The sequence below is a fragment of the Microbacterium sp. LWO13-1.2 genome (assembly GCF_038397725.1).
In the GTDB taxonomy this organism is placed as follows: Bacteria; Actinomycetota; Actinomycetes; order Actinomycetales; family Microbacteriaceae; genus Microbacterium.
This window is the reverse complement of sequence record NZ_CP151634.1, coordinates 2,628,562-2,648,754: the sequence shown is the minus strand read 5'-3', so window position 1 is coordinate 2,648,754 and position 20,193 is coordinate 2,628,562. Positions and strand designations below refer to the sequence as shown.

The 20,193-nt window shown below is 68.3% G+C and carries 21 protein-coding genes and 1 pseudogene; 7 read left to right on the top strand and 15 right to left on the bottom strand.

All coding sequences use genetic code 11. The features are described 5' to 3' along the window. Positions 1-66 precede the first annotated feature (66 nt). Genes MRBLWO13_RS12535 through MRBLWO13_RS12525 form a run of 3 tightly spaced genes read left to right on the top strand, consistent with a single transcriptional unit; the run spans position 67 to position 5,821 of the window. Complete coding sequence (locus MRBLWO13_RS12535; protein WP_341974326.1) at positions 67-804, top strand: hypothetical protein; 738 nt, start codon at positions 67-69, stop codon at positions 802-804. Continuing rightward, positions 801-2,339: a DNA polymerase Y family protein gene (locus MRBLWO13_RS12530; RefSeq protein WP_341974325.1), complete on the top strand. Its 1,539-nt coding sequence runs from the start codon at positions 801-803 to the stop codon at positions 2,337-2,339. Before MRBLWO13_RS12535 ends, MRBLWO13_RS12530 begins: the two co-directional genes overlap by 4 nt. Beyond that, positions 2,339-5,821, top strand: coding sequence for an error-prone DNA polymerase (locus tag MRBLWO13_RS12525; RefSeq protein ID WP_341974324.1), 3,483 nt, complete (start codon positions 2,339-2,341; stop codon positions 5,819-5,821). The genes MRBLWO13_RS12530 and MRBLWO13_RS12525 overlap by 1 nt, the downstream gene beginning before the upstream one ends. Before the next feature lie 24 nt (positions 5,822-5,845). Here the strand turns inward: MRBLWO13_RS12525 and MRBLWO13_RS12520 are convergent, their stop codons facing one another. Together MRBLWO13_RS12520 and MRBLWO13_RS12515 are read right to left on the bottom strand one after the other, a co-directional pair. Continuing rightward, the gene (locus MRBLWO13_RS12520; RefSeq protein ID WP_341974323.1) at positions 5,846-6,229 is read right to left on the bottom strand and encodes a hypothetical protein; all 384 of its coding nucleotides are present in this window, start codon (positions 6,227-6,229) and stop codon (positions 5,846-5,848) included. A gap of 65 nt (positions 6,230-6,294) precedes the next feature. After that, positions 6,295-6,498 (bottom strand): hypothetical protein, encoded by a 204-nt coding sequence (locus MRBLWO13_RS12515; RefSeq protein WP_341974322.1) that lies wholly within the window; start codon positions 6,496-6,498, stop codon positions 6,295-6,297. A 263-nt stretch (positions 6,499-6,761) separates the two neighbouring features. Here MRBLWO13_RS12515 and MRBLWO13_RS12510 point away from each other — a divergent pair. After that, positions 6,762-7,568, top strand: a pseudogene (locus MRBLWO13_RS12510) (SDR family oxidoreductase). Between the two features lie 15 nt (positions 7,569-7,583). On the opposite strand, the gene MRBLWO13_RS12505 reads toward MRBLWO13_RS12510, so the two are convergent. The 4 genes from MRBLWO13_RS12505 to MRBLWO13_RS12490 form a co-directional block, all read right to left on the bottom strand. Beyond that, entirely contained in the window at positions 7,584-7,820 is a 237-nt protein-coding gene (locus tag MRBLWO13_RS12505) for a helix-turn-helix transcriptional regulator (RefSeq protein ID WP_341974321.1), read from the bottom strand. After that, complete coding sequence (locus MRBLWO13_RS12500) at positions 7,820-8,311, bottom strand: DUF2975 domain-containing protein (protein WP_341974320.1); 492 nt, start codon at positions 8,309-8,311, stop codon at positions 7,820-7,822. The genes MRBLWO13_RS12505 and MRBLWO13_RS12500 overlap by 1 nt, the downstream gene beginning before the upstream one ends. A 109-nt stretch (positions 8,312-8,420) precedes the next feature. After that, positions 8,421-9,281 (bottom strand): Rieske (2Fe-2S) protein, encoded by an 861-nt coding sequence (locus MRBLWO13_RS12495; protein ID WP_341974319.1) that lies wholly within the window; start codon positions 9,279-9,281, stop codon positions 8,421-8,423. Between the two features lie 149 nt (positions 9,282-9,430). Then, on the bottom strand, positions 9,431-10,294 hold the full coding sequence (locus MRBLWO13_RS12490; protein ID WP_341974318.1) for a helix-turn-helix transcriptional regulator: 864 nt from the start codon (positions 10,292-10,294) through the stop codon (positions 9,431-9,433). Between the two features lie 116 nt (positions 10,295-10,410). Between MRBLWO13_RS12490 and MRBLWO13_RS12485 the strand changes: the two genes are divergently transcribed. After that, positions 10,411-11,835, top strand: a complete 1,425-nt coding sequence (locus tag MRBLWO13_RS12485) for an MFS transporter (protein ID WP_341974317.1) — start codon at positions 10,411-10,413, stop codon at positions 11,833-11,835. 9 nt (positions 11,836-11,844) lie between these two features. On the opposite strand, the gene MRBLWO13_RS12480 is transcribed toward MRBLWO13_RS12485, so the two are convergent. Beyond that, a complete protein-coding gene (locus MRBLWO13_RS12480; RefSeq protein WP_341974316.1) occupies positions 11,845-12,576 on the bottom strand; it encodes a DUF2306 domain-containing protein in 732 nt (243 codons plus the stop codon). Positions 12,577-12,667: 91 nt separating this feature from the next. Continuing rightward, positions 12,668-13,324, bottom strand: a complete 657-nt coding sequence (locus MRBLWO13_RS12475) for a TetR/AcrR family transcriptional regulator (protein ID WP_341974315.1) — start codon at positions 13,322-13,324, stop codon at positions 12,668-12,670. 58 nt (positions 13,325-13,382) lie between these two features. Here MRBLWO13_RS12475 and MRBLWO13_RS12470 point away from each other — a divergent pair, with 58 nt between their 5' ends. Then, the gene (locus MRBLWO13_RS12470; protein ID WP_341974314.1) at positions 13,383-13,658 is read left to right on the top strand and encodes a DUF1905 domain-containing protein; all 276 of its coding nucleotides are present in this window, start codon (positions 13,383-13,385) and stop codon (positions 13,656-13,658) included. Further along, positions 13,655-14,437, top strand: a complete 783-nt coding sequence (locus MRBLWO13_RS12465; protein WP_341974313.1) for an alpha/beta hydrolase — start codon at positions 13,655-13,657, stop codon at positions 14,435-14,437. The genes MRBLWO13_RS12470 and MRBLWO13_RS12465 overlap by 4 nt, the downstream gene beginning before the upstream one ends. A 22-nt stretch (positions 14,438-14,459) precedes the next feature. On the opposite strand, the gene MRBLWO13_RS12460 is transcribed toward MRBLWO13_RS12465, so the two are convergent. The 7 genes from MRBLWO13_RS12460 to MRBLWO13_RS12430 all read right to left on the bottom strand — a co-directional run bounded on the left by MRBLWO13_RS12460 (position 14,460) and on the right by MRBLWO13_RS12430 (position 20,143). Continuing rightward, positions 14,460-14,942, bottom strand: coding sequence for a hypothetical protein (locus MRBLWO13_RS12460; RefSeq protein WP_341974312.1), 483 nt, complete (start codon positions 14,940-14,942; stop codon positions 14,460-14,462). 9 nt (positions 14,943-14,951) lie between these two features. Continuing rightward, complete coding sequence (locus MRBLWO13_RS12455; protein WP_341974311.1) at positions 14,952-15,158, bottom strand: hypothetical protein; 207 nt, start codon at positions 15,156-15,158, stop codon at positions 14,952-14,954. 70 nt (positions 15,159-15,228) lie between these two features. After that, a complete protein-coding gene (locus MRBLWO13_RS12450; RefSeq protein ID WP_341974310.1) occupies positions 15,229-15,972 on the bottom strand; it encodes an alpha/beta hydrolase fold domain-containing protein in 744 nt (247 codons plus the stop codon). A 174-nt stretch (positions 15,973-16,146) separates the two neighbouring features. Continuing rightward, positions 16,147-16,896 carry an amidase family protein gene (locus MRBLWO13_RS12445; protein ID WP_341974309.1) on the bottom strand — a complete coding sequence of 250 codons (750 nt, stop codon included), beginning with the start codon at positions 16,894-16,896 and terminating at the stop codon, positions 16,147-16,149. Beyond that, positions 16,856-17,563, bottom strand: coding sequence for an amidase (locus tag MRBLWO13_RS12440; protein ID WP_341974308.1), 708 nt, complete (start codon positions 17,561-17,563; stop codon positions 16,856-16,858). Before MRBLWO13_RS12440 ends, MRBLWO13_RS12445 begins: the two co-directional genes overlap by 41 nt. A gap of 5 nt (positions 17,564-17,568) precedes the next feature. After that, the gene (locus MRBLWO13_RS12435) at positions 17,569-18,855 is read right to left on the bottom strand and encodes an amidohydrolase (RefSeq protein WP_341974307.1); all 1,287 of its coding nucleotides are present in this window, start codon (positions 18,853-18,855) and stop codon (positions 17,569-17,571) included. Further along, positions 18,845-20,143, bottom strand: coding sequence for an MFS transporter (locus tag MRBLWO13_RS12430; protein ID WP_341974305.1), 1,299 nt, complete (start codon positions 20,141-20,143; stop codon positions 18,845-18,847). Before MRBLWO13_RS12430 ends, MRBLWO13_RS12435 begins: the two co-directional genes overlap by 11 nt. Positions 20,144-20,193: the final 50 nt, after the last annotated feature.

The window sequence follows — 20,193 nt, the reverse complement described above, 5'->3', positions numbered from 1 at the left end:
CCGACGTTCGAATTATCGTCTTCACCATCACTTGCTTTATTCGAATATATCTTCGAGGATGGTTACATGGGGATCGGGCTCGATGCGGTGACCGCGCTCTCTCCGGCTGGCGACTCCCGCGCCGGAGAGGTGCTGCGGCTGCGCCGCGAGATCAGCAGGATGCAGCGCCGTCGCAGCGAGCTTCCGCTGCTCCCCCTCGACCCCGCCTTCGCCTCCCTGCTGCCGGAAGAGGGATTGCAGATGGGCGCCGCGTACACGGTCTCCTCCTCGCCGAGTCTCGTGCTGGCGCTGCTGAGCGCGGCATCGCAGAAGGGGCTCTGGTGCGCCGTGATCGGCATGCCGACTCTGGGCGTCGAGGCCGCAGCGGGATTCGGCATCGACCTGTCGCGGTTGATCCTCGTCCCTGAACCCGGCGAGCGCTGGCTGGCCGTGACCTCCGCCCTCTCCGAGGTGGTCCCGCTCATCGCCGTGCACCCCGGTACGCGAATGCGCGATGCGGACGCCTCCCGCCTGAATGCGCGCCTGCGCGACCGCGGCTGCACGCTGCTCGTGACCGAGTCGCTCGCCACCGGCACCTGGCCGCAGAGCGAGGGGACCATCCGGCTCCGCGATCCGCACTGGCACGGTCTCGGCACCGGTTGGGGTCTGCTCTCGGACTGCACCGTGACGGTGACCGCGCAGACCAGGCGCACGCCGATGCCGTCGAGCGTTCAGGTCCGGCTGCCGGGCTCGCACGGAGCCGTCGAGACCGTCGACACGATGGCACCTCCCGTCGAGATCTCCCGCTGGGCGGTCGCCGGATGAACGCCCCGCTCCGCGTCCTCGTACTGTGGTTCCCGGACTGGCCGCTGCGGGCCGCTCTCGGGAGTCCGCCTCCGCATCCGCCCACGGCCCTGGTGCACGCGAACGCCGTGGTGGCCTGCACGGCGTCGGCACGCGAGCACGGCGTCCGCGCCGGGCAACGCCGCCGGGTCGCACAGGGGCACCTACCGGCGCTGCGGGTACTCCCCCACGATCCGGCCAGAGACGAACGCGCCTTCCTCCCCGTGCTGCATCTCATCGAGAAGCATGCCCCCGGCGCCTCTCTGCTGCGCCCAGGACTCGCTGCTCTCCGCGCACGGGGCATCACCCGGTTCCACGGCGGGGAGAGCGAGGCCGCAGATGCCCTCCTCCGTGTCCTCACCCATGCCGGCTTCCCCGAGGCGCGGATCGGCATCGCAGACGGCCCGTTCACGGCAGAGGCTGCCGCCCGCAGCATCCGCCCCTGGACCATCGTGCCCCCTGGCGAAGCGAAGGAGTACCTGAGCGCATTCGATGTGCAGGCGCTGCGTGACGAGCAACTGGCCGGTCTCCTGATCCGGCTCGGGGTGCGCACCCTCGGAGAGTTCGCCGCTCTCGACGCCCTCGAGGTACGGGATCGCTTCGGAGAGCGCGGGGCACGTCTGCATGCGCTCGCCGCCGGCGCCGATTCCCGTCCGCTCGTCCCTCGTCCTCCTGATCCGGAGCTCGTGCGGGCTGTGGAGTTCGAGCCCCCGCTGGGTGGTGCGGATCAGGTGGCCTTCGCCGTGCGGCAGACAGCGGATGCGGTGATGCTCGCCCTCGGCGATGCCGACGTCGTCTGCACCGAGGTGCGCATCGACCTGACCGACGACAACGGCCTGGTCTTCTCCCGCTCCTGGCTGCATCCGACCTGTTTCGACGCCGCCGACCTCGTCGACCGGGTGCGCTGGCAGCTGGAGGCACTGGCGGCGGAGCATGCGAAGGAGCCCGTCGACGAGGCCAGAGCCTTCGGCGGCATCGCCGCTGTGCGCATCACCCCTGTCGCAGTCGACGATGCCGCTCACCATCAGCCGGGACTCTTCGGTTCGGGATCCGACGAACGCCTGCATCACGCCGTCTCCCGCGTGCAGACGATGGTCGGTCATCAGGGCGTGGTCACCGCTGCGGTCGCCGGTGGTCGCTGGCTCGCCGACCGGCAGGTGCTCACGCCGTGGGGCGAGCGCACGGTCACCCCCCGGGATCCGGATCGCCCCTGGCCCGGCAGCCTTCCCGATCCGGTGCCGGCCGAGGTCTTCCTGCCACCACGACCCGTCGTCCTGGAAAGCATCGTCGGCACCGAGGTCGGCATCGACGAGAGAGGGATGCTCTCCGCCGACCCCGCACGCATCGGCGGCGCCGCCGTGCAGGCATGGGCGGGGCCGTGGCCGATCGACGAGCGCCGGTGGACCGCGGCGCAGGGCCGCCGCGGGCACCGATTGCAGATCGTCGACGACCGGAACCGGGCGTGGTTGGTCTTCCTCGCCCGTGATCGCTGGTGGGCAGAGGGCAGGTACCGCTGATGGGGTGGCACAATCCCCCGCTGACCTGGGCAGAGCTGGAGCGCACCCTCAGCGGCGAAGAACCCGTCGAGAAGAGCCCGACCGCCGAACCTCCGGCCCACCGCACCGATCCGGGGCCGGTGAGCCGGAAACGAAAGCACATCCCGCCCACGGAGATCACCCGCCCTGCGGATGCCGTGCCCTACGCCGAGCTGCACGCCCATTCCTCGTACTCGTTCCTCGACGGCGCCTCATCGCCGGAGGATCTCCTCGCCGAGGCCGAGCGACTCGGCCTCACCGCCCTCGCCCTCACCGATCACGACGGCTTCTACGGCGCTGCCCGCTTCGGCGAACTGGCCGAGATCATGAAACTCCAGGTGCAGACGGTGTTCGGCGCCGAGCTGTCCCTCGATCTGCCGGCACCGCAGCGGGGTGCCGCCGACCCTGCCGGCGAGCATCTGCTCGTTCTCGCGGGTGGGCTGGAGGGCTACCACCGCCTCTCCGGAGCGATCTCCGCCGCCCAGCTGCGAGGCGGCGAGAAGGGCCGCCCCGTCTACGATCTCGACGAACTCGTCGAGAAGGCCGGCGGTCACTGGACGATTCTCACGGGATGCCGCAAGGGCGGCGTGCGACGAGGGTGGGAGCAGGGGGATGCCGAGACGCCACTGCGGCGCCTCGTCGACTTGTTCGGACGCGATCATGTCGCCGTCGAACTGTTCGATCACGGCGATCCGCTGGACTCCCGCCGCAATGACGCCCTCGCCGAGCTCGCCGGTCGGATGCGGCTGCCGGTCGTGGCCACGAACAACGTGCATTACGCCGCTCCCGGGCGCGCCGGGCTCGCCGAGGCGGTGGCCGCCGTGCGGGCGGTACGCAGCATGGACGATCTGGACGGGTGGCTGCCCGTGCACGGCGGCGCGCACCTGCGCAGCGGAGCCGAGATGACCGCACGGTTCCGGCGCTATCCCGGCGCGATCTCGTACGGGCTCGAGCTGGCAGCGGCATCCGCCTTCCCTCTGCGTCGCGCGCGACCCGCGCTGCCGCAACAGGAGGTTCCGGACGGGCACACCCCGATGAGCTGGCTGCGCGCCCTGGTCTGGGAGGCCGTTCCCGAGAAGTACCCGCGCCTCGATGCCGACGGGCGAAGCCGGATCGAGCGAGAGCTGAACGTCATCGAGGAGAAGGATTTTCCTGGCTACTTCCTCATCGTGCACGGCATCGTCGCCGAGGCGAAGCGCCTCGGCATCCTCTGCCAGGGACGAGGATCCGCTGCGGCGAGCGCGGTCTGCTATCTGCTGGGGATCACCGCCGTCGATCCGATCCTCTACCAGCTCCCCTTCGAGCGCTTCCTCGCCACCACACGCCAGGAGGAGCCCGACATCGACGTGGATTTCGACTCCCGCCGACGGGAGGAGATCATCCAGTGGGTGTACGCGAAGTACGGCCGGGAGCGGGCAGCGCAGGTGGCGAACGTCATCCAGTACCGCCCGAAGAACGCCGTACGCGACATGGCGAGGGCTCTCGGCTTCTCCCCCGGCCAGCAGGATGCCTGGTCGCGCCAGGTCGACGGGTGGGGCGCCGGGGTGGAGCCCGTGGAAGGGCACGACATCCCTTCGAACGTTCTCGAGTACGCCGGCGAACTGCTGAAGGCGCCCCGGCATCTCGGTATCCACTCCGGCGGAATGGTGCTCACCGCCCGACCGGTCGGCGAGGTCGTGCCTGTGGAGCACGCGCGCATGGAGAACCGCACCGTCATCCAGTGGGAGAAGGACGACGCCGCCTGGATGGGGCTGGTGAAGTTCGATCTGCTCGGCCTGGGGATGCTCGCCGCCCTTCAGCACTGCTTCGACCTCATCGAGGAGGCGACCGGCGAGACCTGGAAGCTGGAGACTCTCCCCAAGGAGGAACCAGCGGTCTATGACATGCTCTGCCGCGCTGATTCCATCGGGGTGTTCCAGGTGGAATCCCGGGCGCAGATCGGTCTGCTCCCCCGGCTGCAGCCGCGAAGCTTCTACGATCTCGCAATCCAGATCGCCCTGATCCGGCCCGGCCCGATCCAGGGTGGGGCGGTGCATCCGTTCGTCCGCCGCAAGATGGCGAAGGACAGACTCGACGAGGAGAACAGGGAACGGGCGGAGCGCGGCGAAGACCCCCTGCGCCTGGATATCCCGTACCCGCATTCCGATCTGGAACCCATCCTGAAGCGCACCCTCGGTGTTCCGATCTTCCAGGAGCAGCTCATCCAGATGGCCACCGCCATCGGCGACTGCACTGCCGATGAGGCGGATCTCCTGCGCCGCGCGATGGGTTCCAAGCGCGGCCTGGAGAAGATCGAGCAGGTCCGCGAGAAGCTCTACGCGGGCATGGACAGGCGCGGGCTCGACAAGGACACCGCCGACCGCATCTACGCGCAGATCCAGGCCTTCTCGAACTTCGGCTTCGCCGAGTCGCATTCGCTGTCGTTCGCTCTGCTGGTCTATGCCAGCTCCTGGCTGAAGCTGCACTACCCGGCGGCCTTCCTCGCCGGGCTCCTTCGCTCGCAGCCGATGGGTTTCTACTCCGCGGCCACCTTGACCGCCGACACCCGCCGGCACGGCGTGGAGGTGCGTCGCCCCGACCTGCACGCCTCGGGCGCGACCGAGACCCTGGAGCCGCTCCAGCCCGACCAGCCTGAAGAGGTCTCTACTCGGCGGACGCCGACCGGGCTGGGCTCCTGCCTCGATGATCCGCAGCCGACGCCTGCCCGTTTCAACCGGAGCGCACCGGACGATTCCGCCGCCCACCGCCGGGACGGCCGGTACGCGGTGCGGCTGGGACTCAGCGGCGTCCGCGGGATCGGCGTGCCGATGGCGGAGCGCATCGTCGCGGAGCGGGAAGCGAACGGCCCCTACCGGGATTTGAACGACCTGGTGCGGCGCACGGATGCGACCGCCGCCCAACTGGAAGCGCTCGGTACCGCCGGCGCTTTCTCCTGCCTCGGCCTGAAACGCCGGGAAGCGATCTGGCTCGCCGGTGCCGCCGCCGATGACCGCGCCAGATTCCTCCCCGGGACGACAGTGTCAGTGCAGCCGCCGTTGTTCGCCGATCAGTCCAGTTATGAACAGCTCGCCGCCGACCTCTGGGCGACGGGGGTCTCCACCGACGATCATCCGATGGCGCACTTCCGCGCGGCGCTGCGCGAACGCGGGGTGCTCACCGCCGCCGACCTGCAGACCCATGAGACGGGCCGGCGCATCGAGGTCGCCGGACTCGTCACGCATCGGCAGCGACCGGCGACCGCGGCAGGGGTCACCTTCATGAACCTCGAGGATGAGCACGGACTCGTCAACGTCGTCTGCTCGACCGGGGTCTGGAACCGCTATCGCCGTGTCGCGCGGGAGTCGCCGGCGCTCATCATCCGCGGCATTCTCGAGCGCTCCGCCGAAGGCGTCGTCAACGTGCTCGCCGACGCATTCGAAGACCTGCGCACCGGCATCTCGCACCGGTCACGGGATTTCCGATGAGAGACCCCCGCTGGGCCGGGCGTGTCACCAGAAGCGCTCGGCCTCCGGCTGAGGAGGGCGATCGCTGCCGCCCCAACGATCGGCTTCTGCCTTCGCCGCATCCGCGGCCGCATCCGCACCGCGCAGTGCCACCTTCGCACCGGTCGGCCCCGGACCGATCGGATCGACGGTGAGCACCGTCCCGGCGCCCGCTCCGTGCATGGTGACCGTGCAATCGAGCACCCGCCCCAGCCAGCGGGAGATCTCGCCGTGATGCCCCTCTGCGCGCTGGAAGCGGATGCCGGTGTCGAGGTCGACGAGGGCGAGCACGATCGGCTCTCCGGTCAGGTCGTCGTGACGCTCGGTCACCTCGAGCCGATGCCCTTGCGGAATCGCGACCTGAGCAGCCAGCACGAGAGTTCTGTCCATGGCCTCAGCCTACGAAGGCGCGGGCCGAAGGGGAAGAAGTCATCGATGATATGCGTCGGTCGCGTCTACTCCCGCGGATTCTCCTCGTCGAGCGGCACCTCTTGGCGCTGCTCCACGACATCCGCCGGGTTCGCCTCGGACCCGCCGAAATCCGGTGCTGCGACGGGTGGCGCTTCGGGGTCGTTCGGCTCGTCGATTTCCGGGCGCTCCTGCTCCTGGAGATCGGCTGTCGGCTTCTGATCTTCGATGGGGTCGATTCCGTCAGGCATGAGATGCTCCCTCCTCGCGGTGGATGGCTCCAGCCTGCGGTCCGGCACCAGTGCCCGCAAGGGGGTTGACGCCTGCGGCATGGTCGGCGCGACCGAGCGGATGAAGCGTCACGAGGTCGCATCATCGGTGATCTCCTCGATCGGCTATGAATCGGAGACAGATTGACACCGCCACCGCCGGAACGGTTGCGGGGCGTATCTCACGCATCGCGGGCTGTAAACCCCCTCCCGGCCCATGGCCGAACGCGGCTACCTTGCCTCGCATGTCACAGAGAGGCTTCTCCCCTGCAACCGCCATCGTCACCGCGTCCGACTCGGGGATCGGTGCCGCCACCGCCCTCGCACTCGCCGACGCCGGTATGGATGTCGGCGTCACATGGCATTCAGACCAGGAAGGCGCCGAACGCACAGCTGCTGCTGTGCGTGAGCGCGGCCGCCGTGCCGTCGTGGCCAGGTTCGATGCGACAGCGATCGACGAGGTCGCCGAGGTCGTGGACCAGCTGGCCGACGAGCTCGGCGGTCTCGACGTCTTCGTCAACAACGCCGGCGGCGGAACCGGAGGTCCGTTCCTGGAGGTGTCAGCCGATCAGTGGCGTGAGGTCATCGCGCTGAACCTCGACGGTGCGTTCGCCGGGCTCTAGGCGGCTGCGCGGCGGATGGTCACGGCAGGCACCGGGGGCCGGCTGATCGCGGTGACGAGTGTGCACGCGCATCAGCCACGAGTCGGCGCGGCAGCGTATGTGGCCGCGAAGCACGGCCTCGCCGGACTCATCGAGACCATGTCGCAGGAGCTCGGTCAACATGGGATCACTGCGAACGCGGTCGCGCCCGGCGAGATCGCGACGCCGATCAATCACATGGAGTCGTCAGATGCCGATTCCACGCACCGCCCCGGCGTGCCGCTGGGCCGGCCCGGGAAACCAGAGGAAGTCGCCGCGGTGATCGCCTTCCTCGCCTCCCCCTCCGCCAGCTACGTCACCGGCGCGAGCTGGTCGGTCGACGGCGGGATGCTGCAGATGGGCCCGCAAGCCGGGTCGCATCTCACTGACGACGCGTGGCGCCGGGGCTGAATCGTCGGTCCTGCCTCAGCCTGCGGCATCCACCGGGCGTGCCGCATCCGCCGGCACCCAGCGCAGCAGGTCGCCGGGTTGGCAGTCCAATGCTTCGCACAGCGCATCGAGCGTCGTGAAGCGAACAGCTTTCGCTCGACCGTTCTTGAGCACGGCAAGATTCGCCGGACTGATTCCGATCTGCTCAGCGAGGGCCCCGACCGCCAACTTCCGCTGCGCCAGAACGATGTCGATGTCGACGACGATCGGCATCAGACCACCTCATCGAGTTCGGATCGCAGCGCACGCGCCTCGGCGTCACGATCGATCGCCTGCACCAGCAGGCGCCTCATCACCACGACGAGCAGCGCCATCCCCATCAGCACACACGACGCCCCGCAGATCAGGCCGACGATCCCCGGGGCGACGCCGCCGGGTGCGAGCAGGACGGCAAGGGCGAACATCAAAACGGCCGCGGCCGCGATGGTGCCGATGATCACATCCACGTAGCGGAACGCGCGCCGTGAGAATACGGCGTCCTTGCGAACGAGCGTCAGCAGACGCCAGACGCAGACCGCGAAGCTCTGCATCGTGAGGACCCCGAGCCCGAGGATCACGACGAACGCGATGCGACCGGGCATGGTCGCACCCTCGCTCTCCAGGTCCGCCCAGATCAGCGGCAGCACGACCGTCTGCACGACGAGCGAACCGATGAGCGAGATCGCGATGACGGCCCGCAGGATGTAGATCGTCAGATTCCCCATGGTGTTCTCCCCTTGTTCGAGACACCCATCCTATCGACTTTCGATAGATTTCGCACGATAATCGATCTATCGAGTCCTCAGTGATCGCCCCGCGGCAAGGGATCCGAACTCAGGCTGACCGGACGAAGATGCGTCCGCCGTCCACACGGACCTCCCACTGCGGCTGAGGCACGCTGGCTGGGCCACGCACGACCGATCCATCCTGGGTGCGGAACCGGCTGCCGTGCCATGGGCAGGTGACGCAGCCATCCTGGTCAAGGGTTCCCTCATCGAGCGAGCCACCCGCATGCGAGCACACGGCCGAGATCGCCCGCAGTTCTTCACCGCGCCGAGCGAGGAGAACGGGCACGCCGTCGGCCGTGACGCGCGCGAGCGCCCCTTCCGTGATGTCGGCATCGGCGGCGACATCCGTCCACGTTCGCGTCGGGTGCTGGAACGCGGTGCGGTTCACTCCGACACCGCGCACGAACGACAGGTGGCCACCGAGATACGCGGAGGCGAGTGTCGTGCTGAGCGCGAGGAGGCTGAGCACGACACCCACGCCGCGATGCCCGCGCCGTCGCGCGAACCAGGACGCCGCCTGCAGCCCGGTTCCCGCGGCGTTCGCGAGGCCGTGCACGAGACCGACGCGCTTGTTCCGTCCGACGGTGTCCGCCCAGTCGGACGCGCCCGACATCGCGGTCGGCACTGCCGAAAGGATGCCGAATCCGACGAGTCGGCGCGCCGCCTTGGCCCCTTCCTCCCCTGCGGTGAGGTCCAGTACGGTCGCCGCGCCCCAGGCGCCGATAGGCAGATCGGTCAGCACCGGGTGCAACTGATGCCCGAGCCACGAGCCGGACAACGCATTCTTGACGACTGAGGGTTTCGCGACCGCGCCGACCGCATCGCTGACCGTCGCCGCAACGCGGTCGAGCCTCTTGTCCCCGCCGATCTTATGTATCAGCGCGTTGATCCCTGTTCTCTCCGACATCTCGATCACTCCTTCGCAGGTGGCGTCAAGATGCCCTTCTACCCCGCAGTCTCGACGACGTCAACCGGGTGGCGTCGACCTCATCCGGATGATCCGTGCGCGCAGCGACACCTTCGGCGTAAGAACCGAGCCGGGCGCCCGACGAACGCCTACACGCAGGTGAGAAGGCGGAGCGCAGCCTGAGAAGCGCTACCGGGGCGCGCGGTGTGCGTGAGGATTCGCTGCCCGTTGCCCTCGGGGAGGTGCAGCACCTCGTAGTCCAGTTCGATGTCGCCGACGGCCGGGTGCCGGAAACGCTTGGTGCCGCTCGTGCACAACCGCACCGAGTGCCCTGCCCACAGAGATGCGAATTCCGGACTGTTCATGCTGAGCTGGCCGACGAGCTCGGCGAGGTGCCGGTCGTCGGCGAACGTCGCCGCCGCGTACCGCATCGATGCGACGGCCACCTCGGCCTCCGCCTCCCAATCCGCATAGAGGTCACGGGTGTGCGGATCGCAGAACAGCATCCTGATGTGATTGGGCCGCTCAGCGGGCCAGGATGGCGCTGTCACGTCGAGATGACCTGCCAACAGCAGATGACCGGCGCGGTTCCAGGCGAGGATGTCGTTGAAGCGTCCGAGCAGGACAGCCGGCACATCACCCATCGCATGCAGGAGCTGTTCCGCACCCGGTTTCGCGATCTCCGGCGCGGAGGTCCGCGGCCGCTCGAGCGGGGTCGGATGCGCCAGCACGAACAGATGCGCCCGCTCATCGGCATCCAGCTGCAACGCGCGCGCAAGGGCGTCGATCACCGCGTCCGAGGCGTTCTGCGACTGCCCCTGCTCGAGCCGCGTGAGGTATGTCGCCGAGACTCCCGCCAGCTGCGCCAGCTCTTCGCGGCGCAGGCCCGGCACCCGGCGCCGACCATACGAGCGGACCCCGGCATCCTCGGGGGTCAGGCGGTCCCGGCGAGAGCGCAGGAATTCCCCCAGCTCGGTGACGGGCCGATCAGCCTCCAGCGCTCGTTCGTCCATGCCCTCATTCTCTCGGGCTTTCCCTGCCGTTGCCTGCCCCTGCCAGTACTAGGCATCGGGAGGGCAGCCAATCCAGGGTTCTGGCTGGGCTCTGCGCAACGGCGGAGGCTGGATGCATGACCGACGCACTCTCGCTCACCCGACCTGTTCTCCCGAAGTCCCCACGGCTCACCGTCGGTGATCGCCTCGCGGTCATGGTGCTGCTGACGGCGAACTTCACCCTCGCTGTCGACTTCTCCATCCTCAACGTCGCATTGCCGCACATCGGCCGCGAGCTCGGGTTCGCGACGTCTGCACTGCAGTGGATCGTGACGGCATTCGCACTGTGCGCCGCCGGCTTCACGCTGTTCTTCGGCCGGGCCGCCGACCTGTTCGGGCGTCGGCGCCTGTTCCTGATCGGCATCGTCCTGCTCGGCGTCTCCTCGCTCGCCGGCGGACTCGCCCAGGAGCCAGTGCTGCTGCTCTCCGCCCGCGTCGGTCAGGGCATCGCCACCGCGATGGTCACTCCGGCCGCATTGTCGCTGCTGACCACGATGTTCTCCGAAGGAGCGGCCCGCGCCCGCATTCTGGGGCTCAACGGCGCGCTCATGGCGGCCGGCTTCACAGCCGGAGCAGTGCTCGGCGGCATCCTGACCGGGACCGTCAGCTGGCGCTGGGCATTTCTCATCAACGTGGTCGTCGCGGTGATCGTCGTTGCCATCGCGCCATTCGTGCTCCGCGAGCCTGCGGCAGGGCCCCGCCCGCGCCTCGACGTACCAGGAGCGGTCACCGTCACCCTCGCCCTCATCGCCCTGGTGCTCGGCATCGACATGGCTGGCCATGCGGGCTGGGCGAGTCCTGCTGCGTGGGGTCCGATCGCGGCGGCCGTCGCGCTGTTCGCCGCGTTCCTGACCATCGAGTCCCGCGTCGCCGATCCCCTCGTCACTCCCGCTCTCCTCCGGCGCACCAACGTCGCGTGGGGCAACATCGCCGGACTGCTGGCCTTCGCGACCGAGACCTCTCTCGTCTTCCTTCTCACGCTCTACCTTCAGGAGACGCTGGGTTTCAGCGCTGTCGTCGCCGGTCTGATGCTTGCTGTGCTCGGGGTCGGTACGGTCATCGGCGGCGTCATCGCCCCGCGAGTCATCGGAAAGACCGGCGCCAAGGCTGCGATCGTCGTCGGATTCGTCGTGCAGGCGGCTGCGACGCTGCCGCTGGCCTTCCTCTCCGAGGACCATGCCTGGGTGATCCCGCTCCTGATCGTCACCTTCATCGGGGGCGTGGCGAACCTCGTCGCGATCGTCGGCTACACCGTCATCGCCACATCGGAGATTCCGTCTGACCAGCAGGGACTCGCGACCGGACTCGTCACGATGAGCCAGCAGGTCGGGATCACGCTGGGCACTCCGGTCATGTCTGCGATCGCAACGAGTGTCGTCGCGTCTACTCTGCTTCCTGGCCTGCAGATGGCGATCGGAGTCAATGCCGGGATCGCGCTTGTCGCGGCACTGCTGGTTGCCGCATTCCTCCGGACGCCGCGACGATCTGTGGATGCGATCTAGCAGGGCCCGTTATCCGGTGATCCGGAATGCAGGCAACCCGCGGCGCCGCACCAGCAACTCCGCGACGATGATGTTGGGCAGCCAGCACAGGAACGGCACCGTGACGTATGCGTTGTCGAAAGCCACGCCGAAGTCGATGTCATGTCCGAAGGAGAGCTGACCTGTGATGAACACACCCATCCAGAGCCGGAGTGTGACGGCGGCGAAAGTGAGAGCGAAGTTGCGGATCATCCAGGCCTGGTGACTGCGGACATCACCCGTGCGAATCGCCCGATAGGCACGCCAGGCGGTGAACAGCCAAAGGACTGCCAGGGAACCGAACCCGAAGAAGCCGACCAACCCGGCCTGGTTGGTCGGCGAGAGAACGAGAGCCGCCGTGCCGCCCAGGGCGACCGAGACGAGGTAGATGCGCCCGATCATTCGGTGGGCGCGACGGAACCGGTTGCGAAAGCGTTGAGAGAACTGCAGCGGCCCGAGGGCCAAGGCGACGCCGCCGAGTCCGATGTGGAGATAGAACGCGGCCTGCAGCACCGGGGGCAGCGTGAGGTAGTGGGGGGCAAGGCCGACTCCGCCCTCCGCCTGCGATTTGAGATCTCCGTTCGCATACTGACTGACGAGGAAGGCAGCAACCGCGATCGATGCGAGGGCGACAAACGCCCAGCTGACCCGGCGTCTGGCGGCGCCGGGAGCAGACACGGGGCCTGGCTCCACGGCGGCATCCTGAGTCGTTTTCGTTGTCATGCCGCGAGCGTAAGGAGCGGCATGGCGGTGCGGACACCCGGCTGGCCTTCGGCTTCGGTCGGGTTATCCCCCGTCGCCTCGGGAGAAATCCCTAGGCGCGCGCTGCGTCCACGCTGTACGCAGCGAGGAACACGTCGAGGCCGCATCCGACCTGCGTGGCGACGTCGACGTCGGGCAGTGCCTCGTCGTCGCCGAGCAGCATCGCCCGGTTGATGGGCTCTCCCATGACCAGCCAGTTGAGCTGGGTGGCGGCGAGCACCGGCTCGGGCACCCGCAACGAGCCCGCGGCATCCAGGCGCACGAGGACCTCGGCGAGCGAGTCGATCGCGCGCTGCGGGCCGTGCAGATGCAGAGAGCGCGCGAGATCCGGAAACTGAGGCAGGAGCCCGATCACCAGGCGTCGCAGGGCGAGCAGCCCGGGTGTCAGCACGATGGAAAGCTGCTGCTCGAGGATAGGTGCGAGCACGGAACGGGCATCCACGCCGGGCGCCAAGAGCGGAGGTTCACCGAGCACACGCTCGCTCGCCGCGCGGGTCTGTGAGCCGACGAGCTCGAGAAACAGCCCCTCCTTGCCACCGAAGTGGCTGTAGAGCGTCTGCTTGGCGACGCCGGATGCCTGCGCGATCGAGTCCATCGTGACCGCGTCGTACCCGTTGGCGAGGAACTGCTCTTGCGCTGCGGCAAGCATGGATTCGCGCTTGCGCACCGAGCTCGGACGGAGTTCTGCCGCACCTCTTGACGACTTCATACCGATGAGTCTAGTTTAGAGAAATCAGACCGACAAGTCTTGAAAGTGGGAGAAAATGATGAACAGTAAGGCCCCTCTTGAGTTCGAAGCGGAACTCATCCATCCCGACGAAGCCGGATCGTGGACCGTGTTCGACGTGCCGGGTTCGATCGCGCATTTCGGTACGGGCAATCCCGTGCGCGTGACCGGACTCATCGATGACACTCCAGTGCAGATCACACTCATGCCGACCGGGCGCGGTCTCCATTTCGGACCAGTGAAGGCCGCGACGAGAAAGCTCCTCGGCAAGGCGGTCGGCGACCGCGTGCGCGTGCGGATCGAGGCCGTGGCATGAGCGCGATCACGACGTCACGTGGCGATCGCATCGTCTACGACGACCTCGGCGCTCCCGGCGCGGTCACGGCGATCTTCATCGCGGGTGCCGGCCCCACTCGTGCTGAGGATCCCGTCACCCTCGCGACCGGAGAGGCATTCGCGGTGCGCGGCGGCCGGGCATTCATCCCCGATCGCATCGGACGGGGCGAATCGACGTCGGAGGCTCCGATCGACCTTCCGGCGCAGTTGGATGCGATCGGTGCGCTCGCCGCGGAAGCCGACGCCCCCGTCATTCTGATCGGCCACTCCTCCGGCTGCGCGATCGCGCTGCTCGCCGCCGCCCGCACGCCGAATCTCGCCGGACTAGTTCTTTGGGAGGCCCCGCTCGGCCTGTTCGAGGGCGGCGCAGCATCCTGGTGGACGAACGTCCGCCGTGCGATCGAGGCCGACGATCTCGAGGAGGCGGTCGCCCACTACATGGTCGGGATGCCGCCGGAGTGGCTCGAGGAACTCAAGAAGTCGCCCGCGTACCCGCAGGTCGTGCTCGGGTGGGTACCGGATGGCGAGGCGTTGATGGAGGTCGAGGAACGTGGCTATCGCGACGTGCTGTCCGCCGTCCGTGCCCCTCTGATCGCGATCGTCGGCACCGAGACCTTCCCCGGCATGATCGCGACCGCCGACGAACTCGCTGCCGCCGCTCCCGACGGCGTCTCTGAGCAGTTGGCCGGGGCCTGGCACTCGTGGGAGCCGGATGCGATGGCCGAGCGGCTGGCTCGTCTTGCAGGAGTCACGAAGTAGCGAGCGACCGCCCTCGAGCGGCTCAGCGGTCGATGGGCCCGTGGATCACGCCCCAGATCCTTCGCGCTTCGTCGATCATGGCGGGCACCTCAGAACCGGGTAACGCGTGCGCCGCCTCGACGCAGCGGTTGTCGCTGCAGGCGTGCTGCACCATTGCTCCGCCCTCGATCGGCAGCTTCAGATGCAGGCGGAACGTCTCCATCTCGTCCGTGATGTCTTCCGCGAGGACCACCGGAAGGGAGACACGACGACCGGTCGGCCTCAGCGCGACAGTTGCTTTCTCGCGCGCGACGGCGTTGACCCACAGGCTGACGCCGACGAGGGCGACGAACGCGCACACCAGCAGGGTCGCCGCGACGGCCCACCACTCCGGCGCCAGGCGCAGGCTCAGGACCCCACCACCGACGGCGATGAGGGTCAGGACCACGGCCGCCACGCGCATTCCGAGCGCGGCACGATGCCCGATCGGGTCGACCTGGGTCCATTCGGGATGTACGTCCTGCATGGCAACACTCTAGAGCCCGACCCGGACGACGCCGCCGGCACGCTCGAGTTCATCGAAGCCCACAGCATCCGCCATCATCACGGCACCGCGCAGCCGCAACTCCACGAGCCGCTCGGCGGAGATGGCCGCGAGCCGGCCGGTAGCACGGATTGCCGGTCCCCCGTGGCTGTGAGAGTTCGTGTCGACCGTCGCCGCACTCGTCGCTCCGGGCAGCACCGCGTCGTCGCGGCGCGCGGCGGTCGTCGCGCAGGCCAGGGCCTTGTCGGCGATCGGAGGCTGAGCCGCGCTACCGAGCGTCGACGGCCAGGCGCCCCACGATTCGAGCGGATGCCTCGCGGCCTTCCCTCGTCGGCGTGAGCGGGTAGACGTGCACTGCCCCCGAGCAGACGGTGAGGGTGAGAACAGCACCCTCGGTTGCCGCACGGTCGCGCAGGAGCAAGACGTCGGGCAACAGGATGTCGTGAGTGCCGATGTAGATCTCCACCGGCCCGAGTCCTGCGAGAGTCCCACTGAGCGGGCTCAGCTGCGGAATCCGCGGATCGGCACCCTCCGCCCAGGATCGGCCGCACTCCCGTACGCCAGGCACCGCGAGCCACGGGTCCGTGCGGGCGAGTCGCTCGATGTCCGGGTTCTGCAGCGCGAGGTCAAGCCAGGGCGACATGAGCACCAGCCCCGCAGGTTGAGGAATTCCCGTGCCGAGGAGCGTCTGGGCGAAGCCCAACGCGAGCCCTCCTCCAGCGGAGTCGCCGGCGAAGTGAACGGCGGAGGGGAGAGTCGTCGACAGGATGTCACGGTAGACGTCGGCGAGCATCCGGTACGCGGCCGTGTAGCCGTGCTGCGGCGCGAGGCCGTACACGGGTACGACGACACGGACACCCTTCTCGGCGATCCGTCCGATCAGATCCCAATGCTGCGGGGAGATCTCGTTGACGTACGCTCCGCCGTGCAGGTACATCACCGTGCTGCTGGGCTTCGCATGATGCGGTTCGACGCTCCAGCACCGGAACCCGTCATACTCCGTCGAGCTCATCGAGAGACGAGCACGGAGTTTCTCCGGCGGCTCTGACGACGCCTTCTCCCTCGCCAGCATCCTGCGCGCACCATCGACAGTGGCGAAATGTCTCTTGCTCCGTGCTCGCAAATACAGTCCCACGAGGCGCATCGACACGCTCACTCGCTCCTCCTCACAAAGAAACTTGCGCGATCAGAGCGCCGGGCGGTGCGTTCCAGTGTAGGTCCACGGAAGCAGGCTCTCCACGGCCTTTCCGATGCGGAACACCGTGGCGTCGTCATACGTGTGCCCGACGATCTGGACGCCGGTCGGCATCCCGTTCTCCGCGTGACCGCTGGGCACGGCCAGGACCGGGCATCGATTGCTGATGTTGAACGGGAGCGTGAGGGTGCCCTCGAGGCCGGAGACGATCCGGCCGTCGATGTCGATGCCGTTGACGAGCGTGTCGCCGGCCGGAAGTCCGACAGCCGCGGTGGTCGGGCAGAGCAGCGCGTCGTAGCCACTCATCACACGCGCGAGCTCTCGCTGGACCGCATATTCAGCCTTCGCCGCATCGAACATCGCGGTGGAGGCACGGACCGCACGGGTCTGCTCCACGAAGTCGCGGGCGTAATCGCTCAGTTCCGAGACTCTGCCTCCCACGAAGCCCTGGACCATGGATCCCATCATGTGACCGAAATGCGGCATCGCTGCGCCGATGATGAGTTCTCGAGTCCATGCGAAATCGACCTCGACGATCTCCGCGCCGGCTTCGGCGAGCGCCGCCGCAACCCGACGCGTGTTCTCCCCGATCTCCTTCGCGACGCTGAATCCGCCGAGGTCGACGCTGAGGGCGATGCGAAGGCCCTCGACGCCCGGAAAGCTGGCAGGAAGAGTGACCTTCGGGCGCAGAGCGACGTGGTCACGCGGATCCGGTCCGCTGATGACATTCGTGAAGAGCATGACATCGTCGACGGGTGCGCCCCATCGGCCCATCGCCGCGGTAGTAGTCGACACTCATCGGCCCGACTCCAGGAATGCGTCCGTATGGCGCCTTGTAGCCGACGTTCCCCGTGAACGCCGCAGGCCCACGGGTGGATCCGCCGATGTCGGATGCTGTGGCGAGAGTCGTCATTCCGGCCGCGAGCGCCGCCCCGGATCCGCCGGATGAACCTCCGGGCGAGAACTCGGGGTTCCACGGGTTCCTCGTCACGCCCCACCGGTCCGAGTGCGTGAAAGCGGCGATGGAGAACTCGGGCGTGGCCGTTCTCGCGTGGATGATCGCCCCGGCATCCAGGAGCCTGTCGATGATGGGCGCGTTCTCCGTCGCCGTGTAGCCGTCCCAGGCATTCGACCCCTCGACGACGTGCATGCCTGCGATCTGGTGCTTCTCCTTGGCAGCGACGGTGACGCCTTCGAGTGCGCGAGCAGTCCCGTCGCGGTAGCGGCGCTCCGATTCCTCCGCCTGCGCACGCGCCGTGTCCGCCATGGTCTCGGTGAAGGCGTTCAGCGAACTGTCGACGCGCGCCGTCTGCGCGAGCTGTGCTTCGAGCACGTCGACGGGCGACACGTCACCCGCGCGATATCGCGTGATGCACTCGGTGGCGGAGAGGTAGGTGAGGTCGTTCATCGTCGTCAAGGTCCTTCTGTAGGGAGGGCGTGGTCTGTGTTCAGCCAGTGCAGGGCCGCCGCCGTCATGGATCGGATGCCGGCGGGAAGAGCCCACTCCAGGTCTGGCAGATACTCCGGCGAATGGTTCATGGGGATATGGGCAGGGAAACGCGCCTCGGTCATGAGGGTGACGAGGTCGTTCGAGCTGTATCTGCCGGGATCCGTTCCGCCCCAGTGCCAGAACACACTCGGACAGCCGAGGGCTTCGCCGAGGACGCCGAAGTCCTCGCTGCCGGTCATCGGCTGCGCGACGATGTGGGCATCGAGTCCGGCCTCTCCGATCGCGCCGAGAGTGCTCCGCGTGGCCTCGGGGTCGTTCACCAGCAGCGGCGCACCGCTGATCCGTTCGACGTCGGGTCGCTTCGTCATGCCCGCTGCGGCGGCCTCCGCGTCCACCACCCGGTGCAGGGAGGCGATGAGGCGCTGACGCGTCGACGGGTTGAAGCTGCGGAGGTTGACCGTGAGGACGGCCTCGTCCGGAATGGCGTTCTCGGCCTGCCCCGCGTGGACCGAGGATACGGTGAGGACCGCAGGCTCGTGCGCCCCGGTCTCCCGCGATATCACCGTCTGCAGTCGCATCACCGTGGCGGCCGCCGCGACGATCGGGTCCACCGCGGCTTCGGGCGTCGAGGCGTGTCCGCCCACGCCGTGGAAGCGGATGCGGAAGTTGTCCGAGGCGGCACCGTACGTGCCCGCGGCGGTCACGACGACCCCCGCCGGAACGGGCGACACGTGCTGCCCCAGACAGACGGCGGGCGTGCCGACGATGTCGGACAGCCCGTCGGCGATCATGGCGAGCGCGCCCTCCCCCGTCTCCTCGGCCGGCTGGAAGACGATGGCGACGGTGCCCGCCCATTCCGCCGAGCGGGCCTGGAGAACGTCGACGGCGCCGATGAGGGCGGCCGCGTGCAGATCGTGGCCGCAGGCGTGCATGACGGGCACGGTCACCCCAGCCCTGTCGACGCCGCTGACTGTCGAGGCGTAGGGCACGCCTGTCAGCTCGCGGATCGGGAGACCGTCGATGTCGGCGCGCAGGAGCACGGTGGGGCCTTCGCCGTTCCTCAGCATCCCGACGACGCCGGTGCCGCCGATGCCCTCCCTGACATCGACCCGGCGCCGGGCCAGCTCCGCCGCCAGCCGCGCCGCGGTGCGGGATTCCTGACCGCTGAGCTCAGGGTGGCGGTGCAGGTCACGATAAAGCTCCAACACCGGATCCGACGGTTCCGACCGGAGCAGGGGGTCAGATGGCATCGGCCGTCGCCTTCTCGCGTCGGGTGAATGTGGCGAGGAACTCCTCCGGCCCCCGCGGCACCAGCAGTGCGGCGACAAGGCAGATCACGCAGCCGGCGATGAGGACGCCGAAGGCGGCCTCCCAGCTCACGTTCTCGACGACGACGCCCATGATCGTCGGAGTGAGGATGCCGGCGACCTGGCTCCCGGTGCTGATCGTCGCGTATGCGGTCCCGACCACTCCGGTGGGCAGGCCACGCACGGGGCTCGAGAAGACGGGCATGTAACACATCCCGCTGAAGAACGAGAGCAGCCCGATGAGCGTGATGAAGACCGGGACGGGCAGCTCCTGCGTCATCATCGCCAGGACGAGAATGCAGGCGAGCATGCCAGGGACGACGATCAGTCGATGCCGGCCGCCCAGCCGATCCACGAGACGACCTCCCAGGATTGAGGCGACGCCACCGGCGAGCACCGGGATCACGGCGGCCGCCGCGACCACGCCCAGGGGGATGCCGCGCGCCGAGACGAGGTAGCTCGGCACCCATGCGCTCATCCCCCAAGCGACGACCCCGTAACCGAAGAACATCGCCACGTGCCCCCAGAGTGCCGCGGACCGGAACAGATCCTTGGTGGCGATCGTCGACGCCGCTTCTTCCTCCACAGCGATTGCGGCGGCCGAGTCGGCGCGCACCTTGGGGAGGAAGACGCCGATCGCGACCGCGACGAGCACTCCGACGGCCCCGAGGACGAAGAAGGCTCCCTGCCAGCCGATGAAGCCGATGAGGGCCGCTCCGGCCACGGCCGCGACGATCGTGCCGACGGCGTTCGAGCTGTACATCCAGCCCGTGGCGGTCATGCGCTGTTCGGATGTCGTCCTCTCTGCGACGGCCTTCACCGATGCTGCAGGGTAGACGCCCTCGCCGATGCCGAAGAGGGCTCGCACCGCGAGCATCACGGCGAACGATCCTGCGGTACCGGTCGCGACGGTGAACACGGACCATGCGAGCACACCAGCGACGGCGGTGCGCTTCGCCCCCAGCCTGTCGACGAGCATGCCGCCGGGAATCTGGACGATCGCGTAGGTGACGAAGAATGCCGAGATGAGCATGCCCTGCTGCGTCGGACTGAGCGAGAGATCCTCGCCGATGTAGGGCAGCGCGAGCGTGATGAGCTGCCTGTCCGCGTAGCTCATCACCCAGCCGAGGAAGAAGAGGAGGACCGCGAGTTTCGCATCTCGGCTCAGCCGGGTTCGCGGCTTCTTCGTCTGCGCCTGGCTGAGCGCGGGGTGTGACGAGGTGTTGCTCATGGATGCTCCCTGTCGTCCTGAATCCGAAGAATTCCCAAATCGTATGCATG

Excerpts from the sequence above, each read along its gene's own strand:
- MRBLWO13_RS12535 (WP_341974326.1), top strand. The coding sequence starts at position 67 with ATGGGGATCGGGCTCGATGCGGTGACCGCGCTCTCTCCGGCTGGCGAC.
- MRBLWO13_RS12530 (WP_341974325.1), top strand. The coding sequence starts at position 801 with ATGAACGCCCCGCTCCGCGTCCTCGTACTGTGGTTCCCGGACTGGCCG.
- MRBLWO13_RS12525 (WP_341974324.1), top strand. The coding sequence starts at position 2,339 with ATGGGGTGGCACAATCCCCCGCTGACCTGGGCAGAGCTGGAGCGCACC.
- MRBLWO13_RS12520 (WP_341974323.1), bottom strand. The coding sequence starts at position 6,229 with ATGGACAGAACTCTCGTGCTGGCTGCTCAGGTCGCGATTCCGCAAGGG.
- MRBLWO13_RS12515 (WP_341974322.1), bottom strand. The coding sequence starts at position 6,498 with ATGCCTGACGGAATCGACCCCATCGAAGATCAGAAGCCGACAGCCGAT.
- MRBLWO13_RS12505 (WP_341974321.1), bottom strand. The coding sequence starts at position 7,820 with ATGCCGATCGTCGTCGACATCGACATCGTTCTGGCGCAGCGGAAGTTG.
- MRBLWO13_RS12500 (WP_341974320.1), bottom strand. The coding sequence starts at position 8,311 with ATGGGGAATCTGACGATCTACATCCTGCGGGCCGTCATCGCGATCTCG.
- MRBLWO13_RS12495 (WP_341974319.1), bottom strand. The coding sequence starts at position 9,281 with ATGTCGGAGAGAACAGGGATCAACGCGCTGATACATAAGATCGGCGGG.
- MRBLWO13_RS12490 (WP_341974318.1), bottom strand. The coding sequence starts at position 10,294 with ATGGACGAACGAGCGCTGGAGGCTGATCGGCCCGTCACCGAGCTGGGG.
- MRBLWO13_RS12485 (WP_341974317.1), top strand. The coding sequence starts at position 10,411 with ATGACCGACGCACTCTCGCTCACCCGACCTGTTCTCCCGAAGTCCCCA.
- MRBLWO13_RS12480 (WP_341974316.1), bottom strand. The coding sequence starts at position 12,576 with ATGACAACGAAAACGACTCAGGATGCCGCCGTGGAGCCAGGCCCCGTG.
- MRBLWO13_RS12475 (WP_341974315.1), bottom strand. The coding sequence starts at position 13,324 with ATGAAGTCGTCAAGAGGTGCGGCAGAACTCCGTCCGAGCTCGGTGCGC.
- MRBLWO13_RS12470 (WP_341974314.1), top strand. The coding sequence starts at position 13,383 with ATGAACAGTAAGGCCCCTCTTGAGTTCGAAGCGGAACTCATCCATCCC.
- MRBLWO13_RS12465 (WP_341974313.1), top strand. The coding sequence starts at position 13,655 with ATGAGCGCGATCACGACGTCACGTGGCGATCGCATCGTCTACGACGAC.
- MRBLWO13_RS12460 (WP_341974312.1), bottom strand. The coding sequence starts at position 14,942 with ATGCAGGACGTACATCCCGAATGGACCCAGGTCGACCCGATCGGGCAT.
- MRBLWO13_RS12450 (WP_341974310.1), bottom strand. The coding sequence starts at position 15,972 with ATGAGCTCGACGGAGTATGACGGGTTCCGGTGCTGGAGCGTCGAACCG.
- MRBLWO13_RS12445 (WP_341974309.1), bottom strand. The coding sequence starts at position 16,896 with ATGCTCTTCACGAATGTCATCAGCGGACCGGATCCGCGTGACCACGTC.
- MRBLWO13_RS12440 (WP_341974308.1), bottom strand. The coding sequence starts at position 17,563 with ATGAACGACCTCACCTACCTCTCCGCCACCGAGTGCATCACGCGATAT.
- MRBLWO13_RS12435 (WP_341974307.1), bottom strand. The coding sequence starts at position 18,855 with ATGCCATCTGACCCCCTGCTCCGGTCGGAACCGTCGGATCCGGTGTTG.
- MRBLWO13_RS12430 (WP_341974305.1), bottom strand. The coding sequence starts at position 20,143 with ATGAGCAACACCTCGTCACACCCCGCGCTCAGCCAGGCGCAGACGAAG.